Here is an 18,520-nt window from a genome sequence, read left to right as displayed (position 1 = left end):
GGTTTTACAAGGTGTTTTCTCAACCGCGCGGCGGCAAGATTGTATTGTTCCAATATTGGGCAGAGTTGTCCAATATTGGAAAGGATCCTGTTAACCAATTCAAAAGCAAGGATTTTTTTAAGTTCGGGTAATCATATTCCTGAGCAAAAATCTAACACTTGTGCGCTAAAACCGTCTCATCGATCCAAACCTGAGGGGGTTATCAATGATCAAGGTAGAAATCGGCGCCAAGGCAGGCAATTACGACTTCGACATGTCCGACATCGACATGAACGAAATTTGGGACATCGCCGCGCATCGTCCGCAAGAAGTTGACGTGGGCGCCGTCAAGAATGGCGTATTCTCCGGTACGATCGTTGTGGCGGAAAAGGGCATGGACGCCGACTCCGCGATCGAAATCGAAGGCAAATTCAATGCGAAGGCCTACGCCAAGCACGATTACGACAATTTCCTGGTCTCCGTGTCGTCTTTGACGGTCATTGAACAGGGTGTCGAAAGCTACACGATTTCCGGCCTTGATCTTTCGAGCGCCGACATCAAGAGCAACAAGACGCTGGCCGCCTATCTGAAGGGCGAAACTGTCCAGATCACCGGCAATGACCGCGACAACGAATTGGGCGGCAGCGCGGGCAAGGAAGCCTTCGTCGGCGGCAATGGCGACGACGTCTATTATGTCACCGACAAGGACACTGTGAAGGAAGGCTCCGGCAAGGATTCTGGCGACGATACCGTGGTCGGATCCGGCGAGCTCGATCTCTCTGACTACAAGAATGTCGAAAACCTGATCGGCGGCAAGTCTAATGACGATCTGACCGGCACATCCGGCAACAACACCATCGAAGGCGGCGCCGGCGACGATACGCTTGATGGCAATGGCGGCAAGGACGTGCTGAACGGCGGCGCCGGCGACGACACCTATTTCGTCGGTGAAGGCAAGGCCCAGATCAAGGAATCCTCTGGCAAGGGCTCAGGCGAAGACACCGTCGTCGGATCCGGCGTCATTTCTCTCGAAGATTTCAAAAACGTTGAAAATCTCGAAGGCGGTCGTCAAGACGACAAGCTGACCGGCAATTCCGAAGACAACGTCATCGATGGCGGTCGCGGCGCCGACCGGATGACCGGTGGCGCAGGCGACGACCTCTATATCGTCGACAACGTCAAGGACATCGTGGTCGAAGCCGACAAGAAGGGTCAAGATACGGTCGAATCCTCCGTGTCGTTCGATCTCGGCAAATTCAAGCTGGTCGAGGATCTGTTCCTGGTCGGCAAGGCCAATATCGACGCTACCGGCGGCGACAACGACAACACGCTTGAGGGCAATGCGGGCGACAACGAGCTCGAAGGCGGACGCGGTGACGACGAACTCACCGGCGGCGACGGCGACGACCTCTTCATCTTCAACCGCGGCGACGACCAGGACGTCATCACCGATTTCGACGCCAAGGGCTCCGACCACGAAGTGATCGAAGTGAACGGCTACGGAAGCAAGTTGGATTTCGAGGATCTCAAGATTTCCGCTACCAAGAACGGCGTCGAAGTTGACTTTGGCAAGGGCGACTCGATCTTCCTCGAAGGCGTGAAGATCAAGGACGTCGACGCCAGCGATTTCCAGTTCTGATCCACACGAATGAAAAGACGCCGCCGCGATCCCTCGCGGCGGCGTCTTGTCGTATCAAGCATCAATTGGCGTCGAGTTCGACCACATCGACGCCGCGATTGACGAAGCGCAGCGCCAGTTCGCCGCGGATCAACTTCAGCGCCGGCAGGCCGAACAGGTCCCGCCGCCAGCCCTTGAGAGGGGAGACGTCGGCCTCCTCGCCCTTGGCCGCGATCATGTCGAGATCGTCGGAGGACGCAATGATCTTCGCCGCCACGCCGTGTTTCTCCGCCGTGAGCTTGAGAAGCACTTTCAGCAATTCCACCGCCGATCCATTGCCTTCCGGAAGCGACTGCTGCTTGGGTAATTTTGGCAGGTCGGTCTTCGGCATGTCCAATGCCGCATTCACCGCTCCCAGGATCGCGGATCCGGCCTGTGAACGCTCATAGCCCTTCGCGATAGTCCGGAGCCGGCCCAATGCCTCGCTGTCCTTCGGGGCCTGCTGGGCGATTTCGAAGATCGCTTCATCCTTCAGGACCCGGCCGCGCGGCACGTCGCGGCTGCGCGCTTCCCGTTCACGCCAGGCGGCGAGATTTTTGAGGATCTGCAGCTCGATCGGCTTGCGGATCCGCATCCGCAGCCGCTGCCAGGCATTGTCTGGATGCAGATCATAGGTCTCGGGAGATTCGAGGATCGACATTTCCTCCGCCAGCCACTCCGAACGGTTCTCCTGCTCCAGTTGCGCTTTGAGATGCAGATAGACATTCTTGAGATGAGTGACATCGGCGATGGCGTAGTCGAGTTGCTTTTCCGAAAGCGGCCGGTGGCTCCAGTCCGTGAAGCGCGAGGATTTGTCGAGCTGCACATTGCAGATCTTCTGCACGAGGCTGTCATAGGACGCGGAATCGCCGAAGCCGCACACCATGGCGGCCACCTGCGTGTCGAACAGCGGATGCGGGATCAGAGCGCCCCTGTTATAGATGATTTCGATATCCTGCCGGGCGGCATGGAAGACTTTCGTCACACTGGCGTCGCCCATCAGCTTGAAGAATGGCGCGAGATCTAGACCCGGCGCCAGGGGATCGACGATCGCGTCCAGCTCAGGGCCGGAGAGCTGGATCAGGCAGAGCTGCGGCCAGAAGGTGGTTTCCCGCAAAAACTCCGTATCTACGGTCACATAGTCGCTTTTCGCGAAGATTTCGCAGGCATTGGCGAGTTCGGCGCTGTCGGAAATGATGAGCATTTAATGGAAATCCATGGAGAATAGACGCGCGGCGCGTTTGAAGCTGGCACTCTATTCACAGGTTCCAGACAAGGAAATCAACCTTTTAGTGCCTGTGTTTCTCGTTCGTGAACATGTTTGTCCCGCCAAGGCGGCCATTGTCGCCCGGAAAACGCTGGATCGCCCCCAATCAAGGCTTGAGCGCGCCTTTCAAACGCCGGCGGGTTATTGCCGGTCGAGTGGTGCGGCGAACGCTCTTGGGACTTCAACATGGCCGGCGCTTTTGCGTCCAGGAGGACGCGGCAAGCGCGCATATCTGCGTGGACGCCTTGGCTGCGTCTAAATGAACGGCACTCCTTGGACTGCCTGAACGAATGTCGCAGCAACCACGGCGATGCCCGCTGCTATGGCCAGTGTGATCACCGTCCCTGCATGTCGCGGCGCCAGGCGGTCAGCGGCCAAACCCGCCAGCGGCAGCGCCTGCATGATATGGGTGGCGAAGAAATGGGGAACGCGCAGGTCGCCGCCGCTGCGCGACCACCCGAACAGGAACAGCCCGCCGACGTCGCTGCTTATGCCGCCCACCCAGTGTCCGGGGCCATCGATCTGACCGCTGCCGAGGGCGAAGGCGGTCACCAGCGTGAGCAGGGAGCCGATGACGAGGCCCCAGCCGGCGCCGATGCGAAAACCCGTTCCAATATCGGGTCGAGGACGCCGCAATATGTAGACGCCGATCACCAGACAGCTGAGCACCAGCAGCGCAGCGCCGGCGCCCATCACGCTGTAGGCGGCGGTCTCGAAGGCCGTCTCGTCATTGAAGTGGGACGCCCGTCCACGCGCCGCCTGCAGGCTGATATAAAGGATCTCCCCGACCGAGGTCAGCGCGGCCATGAAGGCCGCCAGCCGAAAGAACACGCCCGCGCGGGCCGACGCCATGACGATCGGAGCGAGCCACAGAAGCGTGGCCATGAGCATGACGAGCGAGGCATGAAACTTGAGTGGTTTGATCCAGATGCTGACGCCGTTGATCAGCCTGTCGTCGAGGCCGAAGGCAAGGAGGCTGGGCACGGCGAGCGCGAGCTGAAAGCCGAGGGCGAGGACAAGCGCGCGGCGATATCGATCGCCATCGGCATTCGCCGAGACAGCGCGCGGCTGAATCATGGAAAGCGAGGTCATGATCTCGTTCCTTTGTCGAGAATTGCGCCAGCCACGATGTCGGTCTGGCGGATGATCAGGAAAAACAGAAGGCCGATCGGGCCGAACATGAATGTGGCGACCAGAAGCGGCGCCTGGAATATCCGGCTCCAACCCAGCCGGTCCGCTTCCATCGCGATCCATTGGCCCACGAACAGGTCGAATGCGAGGTAATGCACCCAGCCGGCGGTGAGGCCGGCGTCGCTCAGAAACAGAGCCCGAACTTCACCGATTGAGCCGAACCCGCCGCCTTCGATCCTGAAGAAGTAAACGAAGATGAGGAGAGCGTAGACGAGCGACAAACCGCCGATCAGTCCCAGCCGGAGCGCGGTCATGACGATCGCGGCGCGCGGCGCAAGCGTCAGGACAAGCCACCCGGCCATCGCCGCTCCACTCGCGAGAGAAAACACGGAGTCGAAATTCATGAGGCTCCCCTAAATAAATCTTGTCGGCGACAAGATTGAGTGTGAGCAGCAAACTGGGCGATGTCAAGATTACTTTTGACAGGGGGGCGATTGCCGCGTTATCCAGAGCCATGGTCAAGCAGAAGCGATATCATCACGGCGATCTCAGGCAGGCGCTCGTCGCGGAGGCGTTGGGATTGCTGGAGGAGGGAGGGCTTGAAGGTCTCTCCTTGCGCAAGATCGCGGCGCGCGCTGGCGTCTCCCACGCCGCGCCGGAACATCATTTTCCAACCTTGCGCCATTTGCTGAATGGATTGGCGACGGAGGGCTTCAAGCGTTTCGCCGCCTCGATGCGCGAGGAAATGCAGGCTTCGCCGGCCGCGCCCGCGGATCAGCTGCGGGCCGCGACGCGGGGCTATCTGGCCTTTGCGGTCTCGCAACCGCATCTGTTCCGGCTGATGTTTAGCGCCAACAGGCTGGACTGGTCGGATGCGGAACTCGGTCAGGCGGCGACGGCCTCGCGCGGCCTACTGAGCGACATCTGCCGACCGGTCGCGGCGATGCGCGGGATGGATACGCCGGAGGGCCGCGCCTGCATCGAGCAACTGGTTTGGTCACAAATTCACGGATATTCGCATCTTGTGATCGACGGAAAGTTTTCGCAGGGCGATGGCTCTGCCTGCGAGCCTCATGTCGTCCCGCTCGACCTCGCCGGGCTCCTGCTTGCCTGACAGAGTGTCGCCGGCGCTGCTGTTTTTGACAGCGAGGCCGGCGCGCGCGGTTTCCCTGGTTCAGAACAGTTCGAACAGATCCGCGTCGAGGTCAGACTTGTCCATGTCCTTGAGGACCATTTGTTCGCCTGACGTAAGCGTCAGCACGAGGTCGTCACCCGACTCGGTTTTCGTCATGCTGGCGTAGAGATAGTAGTCGAGATAGATCACGTCATGTTCTGAGCCGAGATGATCGAAATCGGTGATGGTGTCCTTGCCGCCGCCGCTGGCGAATTCGAACGTGTCCTCGCCATCGCCGCCGGTCAGCCGGTCATTGCCAGCGCCGCCGGAAAGAATATCGTCGCCGTCGCCGCCGTCGAGTTTGTCGTTGCCATCGCCGCCGTCCAGGCCATCCTCGTCATCGCCGCCAGTGACCTTGTCGTTTCCAGACTCTCCGTAAAGCGTATCGTTTCCGTCGCCGCCGGTCAGCGTATCTGAACTGTCGCCGCCATAGACCTCGTCATCGTCGTCGCCGCCATCCAGCCTGTCAGCGCCGGAGTAGCCGTACAAAGCGTCGGCGCCATCGCCACCCTGCAACGCGTCCTTTCCGGCGTGACCATAAATGGCATCGTCGCCGTCCCTGCCGTAAAGTGTGTCATTGCCCATAAAGCCCCAGAGATTGTCGTCGTTTGCAGTGCCGTTGACGACATCGTTTCCCGACATCAGCCCGTGCATGATCCGCTTCATGTCGCCATCGAGATCGAACGCCTGGTACAGGGTCTTTGCCTTCACAGAGACATCGGTGAAGGTGAAGAGCGTATCGCCGTCGGAATCGACGAATTTGGCGCCGGTGACCGTGCCGGCGGTGATGTCGCCGCTCTTGTTCTCGTCGAAGTTCTTTCCGGTGAGGATCATCTGCGCGCCGTCGGAATCTTCGAAAACGATCTTCTTCGAACCCACGGAATCGATTTCGAGCGTGTCTTCATCGTAGAAACTGTCGAGCGAGGCGTTGTCGCCGAGATTGGTGGAATATTTGACCTTCGCCATCATGGCGCTCCCGATGTGATTGCCGTGGCCGTGACGCTAGACAGATTCGGGACGGAGCAACAACCGTGCGATGGGTATCCGTAATCGACCCGAAGCGGTTGCGCGTGAGCCGCCAGCCTTGACAAATCGGGCGCGTCATGCGCTTGTCCCGCCGGATTCAAAAGCCCGAGAATCCGCGTCTTTCGCGGATTGCCCCAAGACAAGAATGCAGGATCAGACCATGCACCGCTACCGCAGCCATACTTGCGCCGCCCTTCGTAAATCCGACGTCGGATCGACAGTCCGCCTCTCCGGCTGGGTGCATCGTGTCCGCGATCATGGCGGCGTGCTGTTCATCGATCTGCGCGACCATTACGGCATGACTCAGGTCGTGGTAGATCCCGATTCCCCGGCTTTTGCAGCTGCGGAAAAGGTGCGCGGCGAATGGGTCATCCGCATCGACGGGACCGTCAAGGCCCGCTCGGATGACACCGTCAACAAGAACATGGCCACCGGCGAAATCGAGCTTTACGCCCAGGAGATCGAAGTTCTCTCCGCCGCCAAGGAATTGCCGCTGCCGGTGTTTGGCGAACTCGAATATCCCGAAGACATCCGCCTGAAGTACCGCTTCCTCGATCTGCGCCGCGACACGCTGCACAAGAACATCGTCAAGCGCACCCAGATCATCGCCGACATGCGCGCCCGCATGGGCTCGGCGGGCTTTACCGAATACACCACGCCGATTCTCACGGCCTCGTCGCCGGAAGGCGCGCGCGACTTCCTCGTGCCGAGCCGCATCCATCCCGGCCAGTTTTTCGCGCTGCCGCAGGCGCCGCAGCAGTACAAGCAGCTGTTGATGGTGGCGGGCTTTGACCGCTATTTCCAGATCGCCCCGTGCTTCCGCGATGAAGACCCGCGCGCCGACCGCCTGCCGGGCGAATTCTACCAGCTCGACGTCGAAATGAGCTTCGTGACCCAGGAAGACATCTGGAACACGATGGCGCCGCTGATCAGCGACGTGTTTGAAAAGTTTGCCGACGGCAAGCCGGTCACCAAGAACTGGCCGCTGATCCCCTATGACGTCGCGATCCGCAAATACGGCTCCGACAAGCCGGATCTGCGCAACCCGATCGAAATGCAGAACGTCACCGAACATTTCGCCGGCTCCGGCTTCAAGGTGTTCGCCAACATGATTGCCTCCAACCCGAAGGTCGAAGTCTGGGCGATCCCGGCCAAAACAGGCGGCAGCCGCGCGTTCTGCGACCGCATGAACGCCTGGGCGCAGTCGCTGGGCCAGCCCGGTCTCGGCTATATCTTCTGGAAGGAAGAGGACGGCAAGACCGCAGGCTCCGGCCCGCTCGCCAAGAACATCGGCGAAGACCGCACCGACGCCGTGCGCGCCCAACTCGGCCTTGAAGCCGGCGACGCCTGCTTCTTCGTGGCCGGCGAGCCCGCCAAGTTCTACAAATTTGCTGGCGAAGCCCGCACCCGCGCCGGCGAGGAATTGAACCTCGTCGATCGCGACCGGTTCGAGCTGTGCTGGATCGTGGACTTCCCCTTCTTCGAATGGAGCGAGGAAGACAAGAAGATCGATTTCGCCCACAACCCGTTCTCGATGCCGCAGGGTGGATTGGACGCCCTGGAAAACCAGGATCCGCTCACCATCAAGGCCTATCAGTATGACGCCGTCTGCAACGGTTTCGAAATCGCCTCGGGCTCGATCCGTAACCAGTCGCCGGAACTGATGGTCAAGGCGTTTGAGATGGTCGGCCTCAGCCAGGCGGATGTCGAAGAGCGCTTCGGCGGCATGTACCGCGCCTTCCAGTATGGCGCGCCTCCGCATGGCGGCTGCGCATTCGGCATCGACCGCGTGGTCATGCTGCTGGTCGGCGCCAAGAACCTGCGCGAAATCACGCTGTTCCCGATGAACCAGCAGGCGCAGGATCTTCTGATGAACGCGCCGTCGGCTGCCACGCCGAAGCAGTTGATGGAACTGTCGCTGCGCGTCATCCCGCCGGTGAAGAAGGACTGATCAGTCGGGCGGCGGCAACGTCGCCCGCGCCAAAGCCGACTTCACTTGCGTGTGGCGGCGTCTCCGGGAAACACAGAATCAAAAAGGGCGCCGTTGTGGCGCCCTTTTCTTGTTGACCTTATTCGGCGTTGGCCTTGACCTGAACATTCAGCGTCTTGGCGAGATCGGCGGGATTGCCCATCGCCGCGCCCATGATCTGCGGCACGGGAAGCGGCTGGCCCGGCGTCGCCGAGATCTCAAGACTCTTGGGATTGTCGAGATAGGCGTTGATCGCCGAGGAAATCTGCGCCTGCAGGTCCGGCGCGTTCAACTGCGTCAACATCATCGGCGCCATGCCCTTGAGCGACTGGGCGAACTGCGCGCCATCGACGCCCTGCTGTTTGCCGGCGTATTCAAGCGCTTTGGCGGTGATGCCGGCGTCTTCGAAGCGGATGGACGCGCCATTATAGCTTAGCTGCTGCATCAGCCCGAGCATGGACATGCCCAGGGCCTGCTGACCGGCTTCCTTGTTGGGATTTTCTTCTGCGGCCTTGAGAGCCTCCTGCAGATTCTTCACAAAATCGAGCGTGTAGCCGGAGAGCGAGAAGGTGATGTTCAGGCGACCGATATTCTCGAAGTCGAAGGCGTATTCGGTCAGGTTCATCTTTCCGTCGGCCAGCGTCCAATCGGCCTTCATGGTGATGTCGCCGGAAATGGTTTCAAGGCCGAGCGCCTTGACGGTGTCCTGCGCCTTCGGATCCGGTGCGGAGGAGGCGTCGACCTTGATGCCGGTCACACTCGCGTCGAGGTCGATCTTGGTCTCGTCGTCGGACAGCGTGTAATTTGCCGTCACTTCGTCGATGCTCGCGACCTGCTTGCCTTTATCGGTCACGGCGATCGCGCCGATATGAAAGCTCTGGGCGATCAGCAGGGAATCGAGCGAACCCGGCTCGGGGTTGGCAGGCAGATAGAAGCCTTCGGCATAGATGTCCTTCGCCGTGACGCCGCCGTCCTTCTCTGTCAAATTGATATCGGCGAAGCTGGCCTTTTCGATTGAATAATCGCCTTCTTCTTCCGTCACGCCTTCAAGCGTAACATCGCCGAGCGGCAGGATCGTATCGTTCGGCTCCTGGGTTGCTGCTGCGGAAATGGTGATCGTTGCGCCCGTGAGCGTAACCGTGTCGCCGTCGACCGATGAACCGTCGACGGACAGCGTCAAGCCGCTTGCCGATGTCAGCTTGTTGAAATTCGTGACGATCTCCTGCCCGTCGAGCGCATAGGCGTTGTGAGCGAGGGCGGTGAAGGATGCGCCGGCGAGAAGCAGGCCAAGAAGGCGTTGGCGGTTCATGAAACTCCCTTTCATGTTTTGGTCTGAAACCGGTCGGAGGAACCGATGGTCCTGGCGTCGTAACGATCCGGCCGAAGAGATTATTCGACATCCAACGACAATATTGGCTTTTCCGCGGCGAGGCGGCTCGCAGCGCCTCGTGATCGCCCAGGCGGTTTATAAGAGAACGTTAATGCGCGGACGCCAAAATAGAAAGATCTAAAATCAAGTCGGCCGCCGACATTTAGACGGAGTCGGCGACCGTTTCAGGCCGGTTTTACTCGACGGTGATGTTGATGGACATCGAGCGGCTGTTATAGATCCGCGTCATCGGGATTTCGGTCTTGCCGATCCCCACGCGCGCATAGTCTTCGCCGCGATAGCCCTTGTTCGGGGTGTAGAAGATCGCGGTGCCGTAGACCGGGCGGCCCTTGCAGTTCTTGGGAGCGTCGGTCAGATTGAGCTTCATCCATTTGGAGAAGATCTTGCCGTGCTTGGGCTCGGTCAGCACCTTGAAGGTGGGCTTGCTGCCGAAGGCGCAATTGATCTCGGAATAGACATACATGAAGGTCAGGCCAGACGTCTTGTTGGCGGCAACCTTGTAGTCTTCGGCCTGGGCGGCAAGGCCCGAAACCAGGAAAGCGGCCGCGGCGAGGGCCATTGAAATGATGCGACGCATAACTGCTCCGTAAATGATCGCTGCGATGCCAATTGTCGTCATGCGTCTGGTCGGAAAGGATCCCGCGTCGGCTCCGGCGGCTATCGGTCATCATCGAAAACGACGCTTTCGACAGGCGGAAGAACTACTCGACCATCACGAGTTTTGCAACTATGACAAGGTGTCGCTCAAACTTTCACGTATATTAGGCGCTTCTTTCGCAATGCGATCTCGATGCGGCTGTCCACAGTCCAATCGCCTGCGCTTCTTGCTCCTGCGGCCTTATCCGGTCTAGACAGAACGCATGGGTAAAAGCGATTTGCCGCCATCGAGCGGCGGGGATGACATTCAGCCGATCGATTTGCGGACAGCGCTGGAAGAGCGCTATCTCGCATATGCGCTGTCGACCATCATGCACCGCGCTCTGCCGGACGTTCGCGACGGGTTGAAGCCGGTGCATCGCCGCATTATCCACGCCATGAGCGAGATGGGTGTCCGCCCCAACACGGCCTACAAGAAATGCGCCCGCATCGTCGGCGACGTGATGGGTAAGTTCCACCCGCATGGCGACCAGGCGATCTATGATGCGCTGGTGCGCCTGTCGCAGGACTTCGCCATTCGCTATCCCATCGTCGACGGCCAAGGCAATTTCGGCAATATCGATGGCGATAATCCCGCCGCGATGCGCTACACCGAAGCCCGCATGACCGATGTCGCATCGCTGCTGCTGGAAGGCATCGACGAGAATGCGGTGGACTTCCGTCCAACCTATAACGAGGAAGACGAAGAGCCGATCGTTCTTCCCGGCGCCTTCCCCAATCTGCTCGCCAATGGTTCGTCGGGCATCGCGGTCGGCATGGCCACCAATATCCCGCCGCACAATGTCCACGAGATCTGCGATGCGGCGCTGCACCTGATCAAGCATCCTGACGCCACGGTCGCGGACCTCGTCAAATTCATACCCGGACCCGATCTGCCGACAGGCGGCACCATCATCGAAAGCCGGTCGAGCATTCTCGACGCCTATGAGACGGGCAGGGGCGGCTTTCGCGTGCGCGCCAAATGGAGCCAGGAGGATCTCGGACGCGGCGGCTATCAGATCGTCATCACCGAAATCCCCTATCAGGTGCAGAAGTCGCGGCTGATCGAAAAGATCGCTGAATTGCTGATCGCGCGGAAGCTTCCGCTTCTGGAGGATGTGCGCGACGAATCCGCCGAGGATGTCCGCATCGTTCTCGTGCCCAAGAGCCGCACCGTCGACGCGTCGCTCTTGATGGAATCGATGTTCCGGCTGACCGAACTCGAAAGCCGCATTTCGCTGAACATGAACGTGCTGTCCATGGGCAAGGTGCCCAAGGTCATGTCATTGAAGGATGTCATCAGCGAGTGGCTGGCGCATCGACGCGAGGTGCTGGTGCGCCGCTCCCGCCACAGGTTGGCGGAGATCGAGCGCCGGCTCGAAGTCCTGGGCGGCTATCTCGTCGCCTATCTCAATCTCGACGAGGTGATCCGCATCATCCGCGAGGAGGACGAGCCGAAGCAGACCTTGATGGCCACGTTCAGCCTGACGGATCTGCAGGCGGAATCGATCCTCAACATGCGCCTCCGTTCGCTGCGCAAGCTGGAAGAGTTCGAGATCCGCAAGGAATTCGACGGGTTGACGGCGGAGAAGGCTGGCATCGAGGCGCTCCTGGCGTCCGAAGAAAAGCAGTGGCAGACGGTGGCCTGGGATATCGGCGAGGTGAAGAAGAAATTCGCCAAGGCCACGGTGATCGGCCGCCGCCGCACCGATTTCGCCGATGCTCCCTCAACGGATATCGCCGCCATCGAGCAGGCCCTGATTGAAAAGGAGCCGGTGACGATCGTGGTCTCCGAGAAAGGCTGGATCCGCGCGCTCAAGGGCCATCTCGCCGATTTCTCGACATTGCAGTTTAAGGAAGGCGACAGTCTCAAGATCGCTTTCCATGCCCAGACCACCGACAAGGTCATCGTCTTCACCACTGGAGGCAAAGCCTTCACGCTTGGCGCCGACAAATTGCCCGGCGGTCGCGGCCATGGCGAGCCCCTGCGCATCATGATCGACATGGAAAACGATCAGGACGTGCTGACGGCGTTCGTGCTCGACGCCTCGCGCAAACTGATCGTCTCCTCGGTTCAAGGCTATGGCTTCCTGGTCAATGAATCGGAATTCGTGGCCAATACCCGCAAGGGAAAGCAGATCCTCAACGTCGCCATGCCCGACGAGGCCAAGCTTGTGGTGCATGCCAAGGGCGACCACGTCGCCATCGTCGGGGAGAACCGCAAGATGCTGGTTTTCCCGATCAGCCAGTTGCCGGAAATGACGAGGGGCAAGGGTGTTCGCCTGCAGCGCTACAAGGATGGCGGCGTGTCCGACATCCGCGTCTTCGCCATCGACAACGGGTTGACCTGGGACGACAGCGCCGGGCGCAATTTCGTGCGCAAGAAGGAAGAACTGGCCGAATGGCTGGCCGATCGCGCCACGGCGGGCAGAACCGTTCCCAAGGGCTTTCCGAGATCCGGCAAATTTTCGGGCTAATTTTGACTTGGAAGCGTGTCAGCCGATGGTGAAAAGTCACACCAATATATGAAACGGAAATCTAATAAATAGGTGGCATTTTCACGAGATCGTCCTGCGCAACGCGGGACTTTTTGTCAGAGATACGCCACATGCTTGCTGGATTTTCGATTCGTACGCTGCTTTACGTATGTATTGCGGTGCCGTTGCTGGGGCTTGCCATGCTCGCGGGTGAAAATGTTTACTCCGCATACGGTCGCTACAGCACGATGCATGATGCGATTGTTCTGCAACGCCTTGCCAGCGCGGGCGGCGAACTCGCTCTTTCGCTACCCAATGAAGCGCTAAGTCCTCCTGAAAAGGTCATGGACGCACGAAAGCGCACCGACGCCGCCTATCAGAATCTGATGTCGCTTTACAGCGAAGCCGAGCAGCAAGGCGTGAGTGACGCGACCGTAGACAAGGACCTCTCCTTCGTTCGTGAAAACTGGGCACGCCTTCTCGACTATCGCGGCCTTGTTGACGAAGCCATCAAGGCGAACGATTTCGGCAAATCCGTGCAGGCAGGCATAAAAATCCAACCCATGGCGGCGGCGGCCATCGATCTGACGCGTAGGGCCGGCGTACTGGTGCGAGACAACGAACTCTCCGGCCTTATCCACGGCTTCTACGCCATGATGATGATCAACGACGCGACCCTGATCGAAATCAAGCCGGGTGAGGCATACCTTAAGGGAGCAAAAATCGATGGGATCCAGCTAGATTTTCTGCTGCATTCCCGCAGCCTGCATTGGACCTTGACCGAGCCTATGTTCGAGAGCCTGCCCGCTGACGTCGTTGCCCCCTACAAAGATTTTCTGGCGTCCGACAATTACGGCTTTCTCCGCTCGGTAATCGACAAGCTCTATATGCGTGAGCAGCCTGTTAAGGCTGATCCAGAAGGTGAACAGCGTTTTATGCAGATCATCGGCGCGCGGATCGGCATGATGCAGGGAATGCTTGAGACGGTCGCCAATCTCGTTCGCACCAAAGCCGATGCGAAGATCAACAGTCTCTGGAGCGAGATGGTGGTCTACAGCGCCTTTGCAGGCGGCATCACGCTGGTCAGCATCTTCGCCTCGCTCCTGTGCATATCCAATATCCGTCGCCCATTGCACCAGATCGTCGGGCGTATGAAAGCGCTTGCCGAAGGCGACACGCAGACTCCCGTACCCCATGAAGCCAGGGGCGACGAGATCGGCCATATCGCCCACGCGCTCGCCTATTTCCGCACGGCGGAAATCGAAAAGCTGCGCCTGCAGGCGGATGCCGAGAATGTCCGGGTCGCGGGTGAGCGTGACCGCATCGAGGCCCAGCGCAAGGCCGAGGAAGACGCCGACCGCCGCCTCAACGAAACCACACAGGCTCTTGCCGAAGGCCTGCGGAAGCTGTCGCTGGGCGATATGACCTGCGAGATCGAGGAGAGTTTCGCGCCCCAGTTCGAGCAATTGCGCGAAAACTTCAACATCTCTGTCCGCCAGTTGCGCGAAGCGCTGGCGTCGGTCGGCAATCTCGCCGTCGAGGTCGACAGTGGCTCGGCGGAGATCTCCAACGCCTCGACCAATCTCGCCAAACGCACCGAAAACCAGGCTGCCTCGCTGGAGGAAACAGCGGCTGCGCTGGAGGAAATCACCGCCAATGTCGTCGCCACCACCAAGCGCACGTCGGATGCCCGCGGCGTGGCCCAGACCGCGCGCGACAAGGCGGATCGATCCGGCAAGGTGGTCGGCGACGCCGTCGGCGCGATGCAGCGCATCGAACAGTCGTCGCAGCAGATCAACCAGATCATCAGCGTCATCGACGAGATCGCCTTCCAGACCAATCTTCTGGCGCTGAACGCTGGCGTCGAGGCCGCGCGCGCCGGCGAAGCGGGCAAAGGCTTCGCCGTCGTCGCCCAGGAAGTGCGCGAACTCGCCCAGCGTTCGGCCAACGCCGCCAAGGAAATCAAGCAGTTGATTTCCAATTCCGCCACGGCGGTTCAGGAGGGCGTCAAGCTCGTCCATGAAACCGGCGCCGGACTCGGCGAGATCGAGCAACTGGTTCGCGACATCAACCAGCATATGGATGCGATCGCCACCGCCGCCCAGGAGCAATCGACCGGGCTGTCCGAAGTCAACACCGCCGTCAACCATATGGACCAGGCGACGCAACAGAACGCCGCGATGGTGGAAGAGATGAACGCCGCCGGCGTCGGTCTCGCCACAGAAAGCTCCGAACTGCGCAAGTTGCTGTCACGGTTCAATCTCGGCGGTCAGTCCGGCGCGCCGTTGCGCCAGATGGCCGAGACCATGCGCCGGCCGTCTCAGCCTGCCGCGCCGGCTGTCCGGTCCGCGCCGCGCACAGCATCCACGCCGGTGCGTCGCGCCGCAACGGGCAACGCCGCAGTCTCGCAATCGGCTGGCGGCAATTGGGAAGAGTTCTGATCGGACCTGCGATCCCGATGGAGAGAGGCGCCGCATTCGGGCGCCTTTTTCATGTCGGGCATCCCGCGCGCTTTTCGGCTTTCTCTTGCGATGCGGCCCGACCGCGCCCATATCAGAAGCAAAGCCGAAAAGGATCACGCCATGACCAACGCCCTCGACCGAGATTTCGCCGCCGCCGCCCTGGATGGCGTGCTCAGCCGGCGCATGCTGGCTTTCGTGATCGATTATGCGCTGGTCTGCCTTTTGCTGCTGCCGGCGGCGGTGCTGGTGTTCATTCTCGGGGTGTTGACGCTGGGTCTCGCCTTTTATCTGTTTCCAGTTCTGTTCTTCGTCGTCGCGGGCCTGTATTTCGCGCTGTCGCTGTCCTCCCGCGCCCAGGCTACGCCCGGCATGCGCGTGATGGATCTGACGCTTCTGAGCGACAGCGGCTACCGTATCGATTTCATGACCGGTCTCCTACATGTCATTCTGTTCTGGGTGCTCAATTCGTTTCTGACGCCGCTCATCCTGCTGGTCGGCCTGTTTACCAACCGCAAGCGCCTGCTTCATGACATGGCGCTGGGAACTGTGCTGGTCCGGGCAAGCCGGCTGGCCGCTCCCCAATACTGAGGGCAGGAAGCATCCCGCGACGATTGCGCTTTTACAAGCCGGCGAAGTGATCTATCCTGTTGGCCGGAGCAAAGGGTGAGAATCTTCACACAGCATGAACACGCAGGCGCACCCATCCCCGCAGTTTTTCATGACGGCGCCAGCCACATGCCCCTATCTGCAGGGGCAGGTGGAGCGGAAGGTGTTTACCCATCTTGTCGGGCAGCGCGCGCCGGAGATGAACGACATCCTCACCCAGGGTGGCTTCAGACGCTCCCAGAACATCGCCTATCGGCCGGCATGCGAGACCTGCAGAGCGTGCATTTCCGTGCGCATCCTCGCAGACGAATTCCAGCCGACGCGCTCCATGCGCCGCGTGCTCGCCGCCAACGAGGATATGGTCGGTCGGGAATATCCCGCCGAACCGTCGACCGAACAATTTTCCCTGTTTCGCAAATATCTCGATAGCCGGCACACTCAGGGCGGCATGTCGGACATGTCGGTGCTCGATTATGCGATGATGGTCGAGGATACCCATGTCAACACCAGGATCATCGAATACCGGCTGCGGACCGAAGGCGACGGCTGGCGCTCGCCGCCAACGGGCCAATTGGTCGCCGTGGCGTTGACGGACATGATGGCCGACGGAATGTCGATGGTCTATTCCTTCTATGATCCCGATCTTGAACTGCGATCGCTCGGGACATTCATGATTCTCGATCATGTCCGACGCACGCAGGCCAAGGGCCTGCCGCATGTCTATCTCGGCTATTGGGTGCAGGGATCGCGCAAGATGGCCTATAAGACGCGCTTCCTGCCGCAGGAGCATCTTCTCAACCAGGGCTGGACGCTGTACGAGCCTTCTGCGTCCAACGAGGCCCGGTAGAATTTCATGCCTTTTCAATCGCTGACCCCGCACGCCAAGGGCGTGATCATCACCTTTCTCGGTGGGCTGGCTCTGTCCTTCGACATTCCGATCCTGCGGCTTGCCGAAGGCGGCGTCTGGGCGCTGTTGTTCGTGCGCAGCATTCTCACGGTTCTCGTCGCCCTCGTGGTCTGGTCGGTGATCAGGGCAAAACGGGGGAAGGGGCCGGCGTTGTTTCATGACTGGCGCGGAGTGCTCGTCGCCTTGCTCTATGGCGCCTCGACGATCTTCTTCTTGCTGTCGGTGTTCAATACGTCCACTGCCAATGTCGCCTTCATTCTGGCCTTCAACCCGATGTTCGGCGCGCTGTTGTCCTGGATCTTCATGCGTGAACGACCTGACGCGGCGACCTGGGCTGCGATGGCGGCGATGACGATCGGCGTGCTGATCATCGTCGGCGACGGTCTCGAAAGCGGCCATCTGTTCGGCGATCTCATGGCGGGGCTGTCGGCTCTGTCGATCGCCGGCGCCCTGACCGTCAGTCGCGCCAGCCGTATCGATTTCAGCTTCACGCCGCTGGTCGCGGCGATCATTCCGGCCATTGCCGGCGCCGCCGTCTCGATGAAGGTGGGCTTCACCATCGAGCATCCCGGCTGGATCATCTTCAACGGCCTCATTCTGACGCCCTTTGCATTCTGGGCGCTTGCCACCGGTCCGCGCTATCTGTCGGCGGCGGAGTCCGGCATGTTCTATCTCCTCGAGACGGTTCTCGCTCCGGTTTGGGTCTGGTTCATTTTTCTGGAAACGCCGACAACGCCGACCTTGCTGGGCGGCGCGATCATTCTGGCCGCGCTCGGGGCGCATTCCACACAATCGATCGTCAGGCAGAGGCGGCAGCGGACGGCCGAGCCCTGAGCGGCGCCTGTCTTAGAGCGTGTTTCAGCTTATCAGCCTCATTCTGCCGGATCAATTTCGGTCAGGATCAAGGCTTTTGGCGAGGGCGTACCCAGATGTACGGCGGAGCCAAAAGCCGAAGATAGTGGCCGAAATTCATCCGGCCCGAAGGGTTGGTCGAAACCGGGCGCCCGCATCGTCGGAGGGCTTGGCCGTAGCATTAGCTACGACCTGCGCCCTTCTCCTTGCGGATCATCCCGGTTTGGACCAACAGAATGAGGCTGATAAGCTGAAACACGCTCTAGGTCACACCATGCGGATATCGCCGGCGAAGACGAAGCCGGCATTCTGGACAGTTTGCAGCGGCAGTGTCGCCTGGCATTCCGCCTGCACCTTGGACCGCAGGCGGCTTATAGCCGCGTCGAGCGCGCGACTGTCCGGATCGATGGAGCCCTTGCTGATGAATTGCATGAGGTCGCCGCGCGACACGATCGCGCCGGCCTGGGCGGAAACAAGCTCCATAACCCGGACTTCGTTGCGGGTGAGATCCACGCAGCGGCCCGACGGCGCGGTCAACTGAAATTCCGACAGATGGAGCCTCCAGACGCCGCCGCCAGGTTCCGGCGCGCGGTCCGATTTCCGGCGCTTTTTCGACAGCGCCACGACAGCCGCGGCCAGCTCTTCGCAATCCACCGGTTTGACCATATAGAGATCCGCGCCGGCCTTGTAGCCGCGCACGCGATCCGCGATCGCTCCCTGCACGGTCATCACGATGATAGCCGCATCGCTGCTTTCGGAAAGATGCGCCGCCACCGACAGTCCGTCATAATGCGGCAGATTGACGTCGAGGATCACCACGTCGAATTCTTCCCTGGACAGCGTCTGGTAGAATTCTATGGCGCTGCCAGCGCCCTGCAAATCATGGCCGCACTGGGTGAGATAATCGATCAGACTCTCGCGCAGTTCGATGTCGTCTTCCACGATTATAACTTTTGCCATAACATTATCCGGAAAATGATGAGCTCA

General features: G+C 60.1%; 15 protein-coding genes. 8 read left to right on the top strand and 7 right to left on the bottom strand.

Annotated elements, in window-relative coordinates:
* The first annotated feature begins 205 nt into the window (after nt 1-205).
* Entirely contained in the window at nt 206-1,618 is a 1,413-nt protein-coding gene (locus M2360_RS10670; RefSeq protein ID WP_280775108.1) for a calcium-binding protein, read from the top strand.
* A 61-nt stretch (nt 1,619-1,679) separates the two neighbouring features.
* On the opposite strand, the gene rnd is transcribed toward M2360_RS10670, so the two are convergent.
* From rnd to M2360_RS10655, 3 genes are all read right to left on the bottom strand, one after another.
* A complete protein-coding gene (gene rnd / locus M2360_RS10665; protein ID WP_280775239.1) occupies nt 1,680-2,834 on the bottom strand; it encodes a ribonuclease D in 1,155 nt (384 codons plus the stop codon).
* A 324-nt stretch (nt 2,835-3,158) separates the two neighbouring features.
* Nucleotides 3,159-3,995 (bottom strand): hypothetical protein, encoded by an 837-nt coding sequence (locus M2360_RS10660; protein WP_280775107.1) that lies wholly within the window; start codon nt 3,993-3,995, stop codon nt 3,159-3,161.
* Complete coding sequence (locus tag M2360_RS10655; RefSeq protein WP_280775106.1) at nt 3,992-4,438, bottom strand: ABA4-like family protein; 447 nt, start codon at nt 4,436-4,438, stop codon at nt 3,992-3,994. The genes M2360_RS10660 and M2360_RS10655 overlap by 4 nt, the downstream gene beginning before the upstream one ends.
* 110 nt (nt 4,439-4,548) lie before the next feature.
* Between M2360_RS10655 and M2360_RS10650 the strand changes: the two genes are divergently transcribed.
* A complete protein-coding gene (locus M2360_RS10650) occupies nt 4,549-5,148 on the top strand; it encodes a TetR/AcrR family transcriptional regulator (protein ID WP_280775105.1) in 600 nt (199 codons plus the stop codon).
* 60 nt (nt 5,149-5,208) lie between these two features.
* Here the strand turns inward: M2360_RS10650 and M2360_RS10645 are convergent, their stop codons facing one another.
* Nucleotides 5,209-6,174 (bottom strand): calcium-binding protein, encoded by a 966-nt coding sequence (locus M2360_RS10645; protein WP_280775104.1) that lies wholly within the window; start codon nt 6,172-6,174, stop codon nt 5,209-5,211.
* Between the two features lie 220 nt (nt 6,175-6,394).
* On the opposite strand from M2360_RS10645, the gene aspS reads away from it, so the two are divergent.
* Nucleotides 6,395-8,185 carry an aspartate--tRNA ligase gene (gene aspS / locus M2360_RS10640; RefSeq protein ID WP_280775103.1) on the top strand — a complete coding sequence of 597 codons (1,791 nt, stop codon included), beginning with the start codon at nt 6,395-6,397 and terminating at the stop codon, nt 8,183-8,185.
* Nucleotides 8,186-8,303: 118 nt separating this feature from the next.
* Here aspS and M2360_RS10635 read toward each other — a convergent pair whose 3' ends face one another.
* Nucleotides 8,304-9,512 carry a hypothetical protein gene (locus M2360_RS10635; protein ID WP_280775102.1) on the bottom strand — a complete coding sequence of 403 codons (1,209 nt, stop codon included), beginning with the start codon at nt 9,510-9,512 and terminating at the stop codon, nt 8,304-8,306.
* Between the two features lie 256 nt (nt 9,513-9,768).
* Nucleotides 9,769-10,170, bottom strand: a complete 402-nt coding sequence (locus M2360_RS10630; protein WP_280775101.1) for a hypothetical protein — start codon at nt 10,168-10,170, stop codon at nt 9,769-9,771.
* A gap of 283 nt (nt 10,171-10,453) precedes the next feature.
* Here M2360_RS10630 and parC point away from each other — a divergent pair, with 283 nt between their 5' ends.
* The 5 genes from parC to M2360_RS10605 all read left to right on the top strand — a co-directional run bounded on the left by parC (nt 10,454) and on the right by M2360_RS10605 (nt 17,515).
* Complete coding sequence (parC, locus tag M2360_RS10625; protein WP_280775100.1) at nt 10,454-12,706, top strand: DNA topoisomerase IV subunit A; 2,253 nt, start codon at nt 10,454-10,456, stop codon at nt 12,704-12,706.
* A 131-nt stretch (nt 12,707-12,837) separates the two neighbouring features.
* Nucleotides 12,838-15,147 (top strand): HAMP domain-containing methyl-accepting chemotaxis protein, encoded by a 2,310-nt coding sequence (locus M2360_RS10620; protein WP_280775099.1) that lies wholly within the window; start codon nt 12,838-12,840, stop codon nt 15,145-15,147.
* A 141-nt stretch (nt 15,148-15,288) separates the two neighbouring features.
* Nucleotides 15,289-15,756 carry an RDD family protein gene (locus M2360_RS10615; protein ID WP_280775098.1) on the top strand — a complete coding sequence of 156 codons (468 nt, stop codon included), beginning with the start codon at nt 15,289-15,291 and terminating at the stop codon, nt 15,754-15,756.
* A gap of 94 nt (nt 15,757-15,850) precedes the next feature.
* Nucleotides 15,851-16,621 carry an arginyltransferase gene (locus M2360_RS10610; protein ID WP_280775097.1) on the top strand — a complete coding sequence of 257 codons (771 nt, stop codon included), beginning with the start codon at nt 15,851-15,853 and terminating at the stop codon, nt 16,619-16,621.
* A gap of 6 nt (nt 16,622-16,627) precedes the next feature.
* Nucleotides 16,628-17,515: a DMT family transporter gene (locus tag M2360_RS10605; RefSeq protein WP_280775096.1), complete on the top strand. Its 888-nt coding sequence runs from the start codon at nt 16,628-16,630 to the stop codon at nt 17,513-17,515.
* 285 nt (nt 17,516-17,800) lie between these two features.
* On the opposite strand, the gene M2360_RS10600 is transcribed toward M2360_RS10605, so the two are convergent.
* Nucleotides 17,801-18,493 carry a response regulator transcription factor gene (locus M2360_RS10600; RefSeq protein ID WP_280775095.1) on the bottom strand — a complete coding sequence of 231 codons (693 nt, stop codon included), beginning with the start codon at nt 18,491-18,493 and terminating at the stop codon, nt 17,801-17,803.
* Nucleotides 18,494-18,520 lie beyond the last annotated feature (27 nt).

The sequence above is a fragment of the Rhizobium sp. SG_E_25_P2 genome, from assembly GCF_029892285.1.
In the GTDB taxonomy this organism is placed as follows: Bacteria; Pseudomonadota; Alphaproteobacteria; order Rhizobiales; family Rhizobiaceae; genus Rhizobium_E.
Note: the sequence above shows the minus strand (reverse complement) of the source record. Positions and strands in the feature narration are given on the sequence as shown.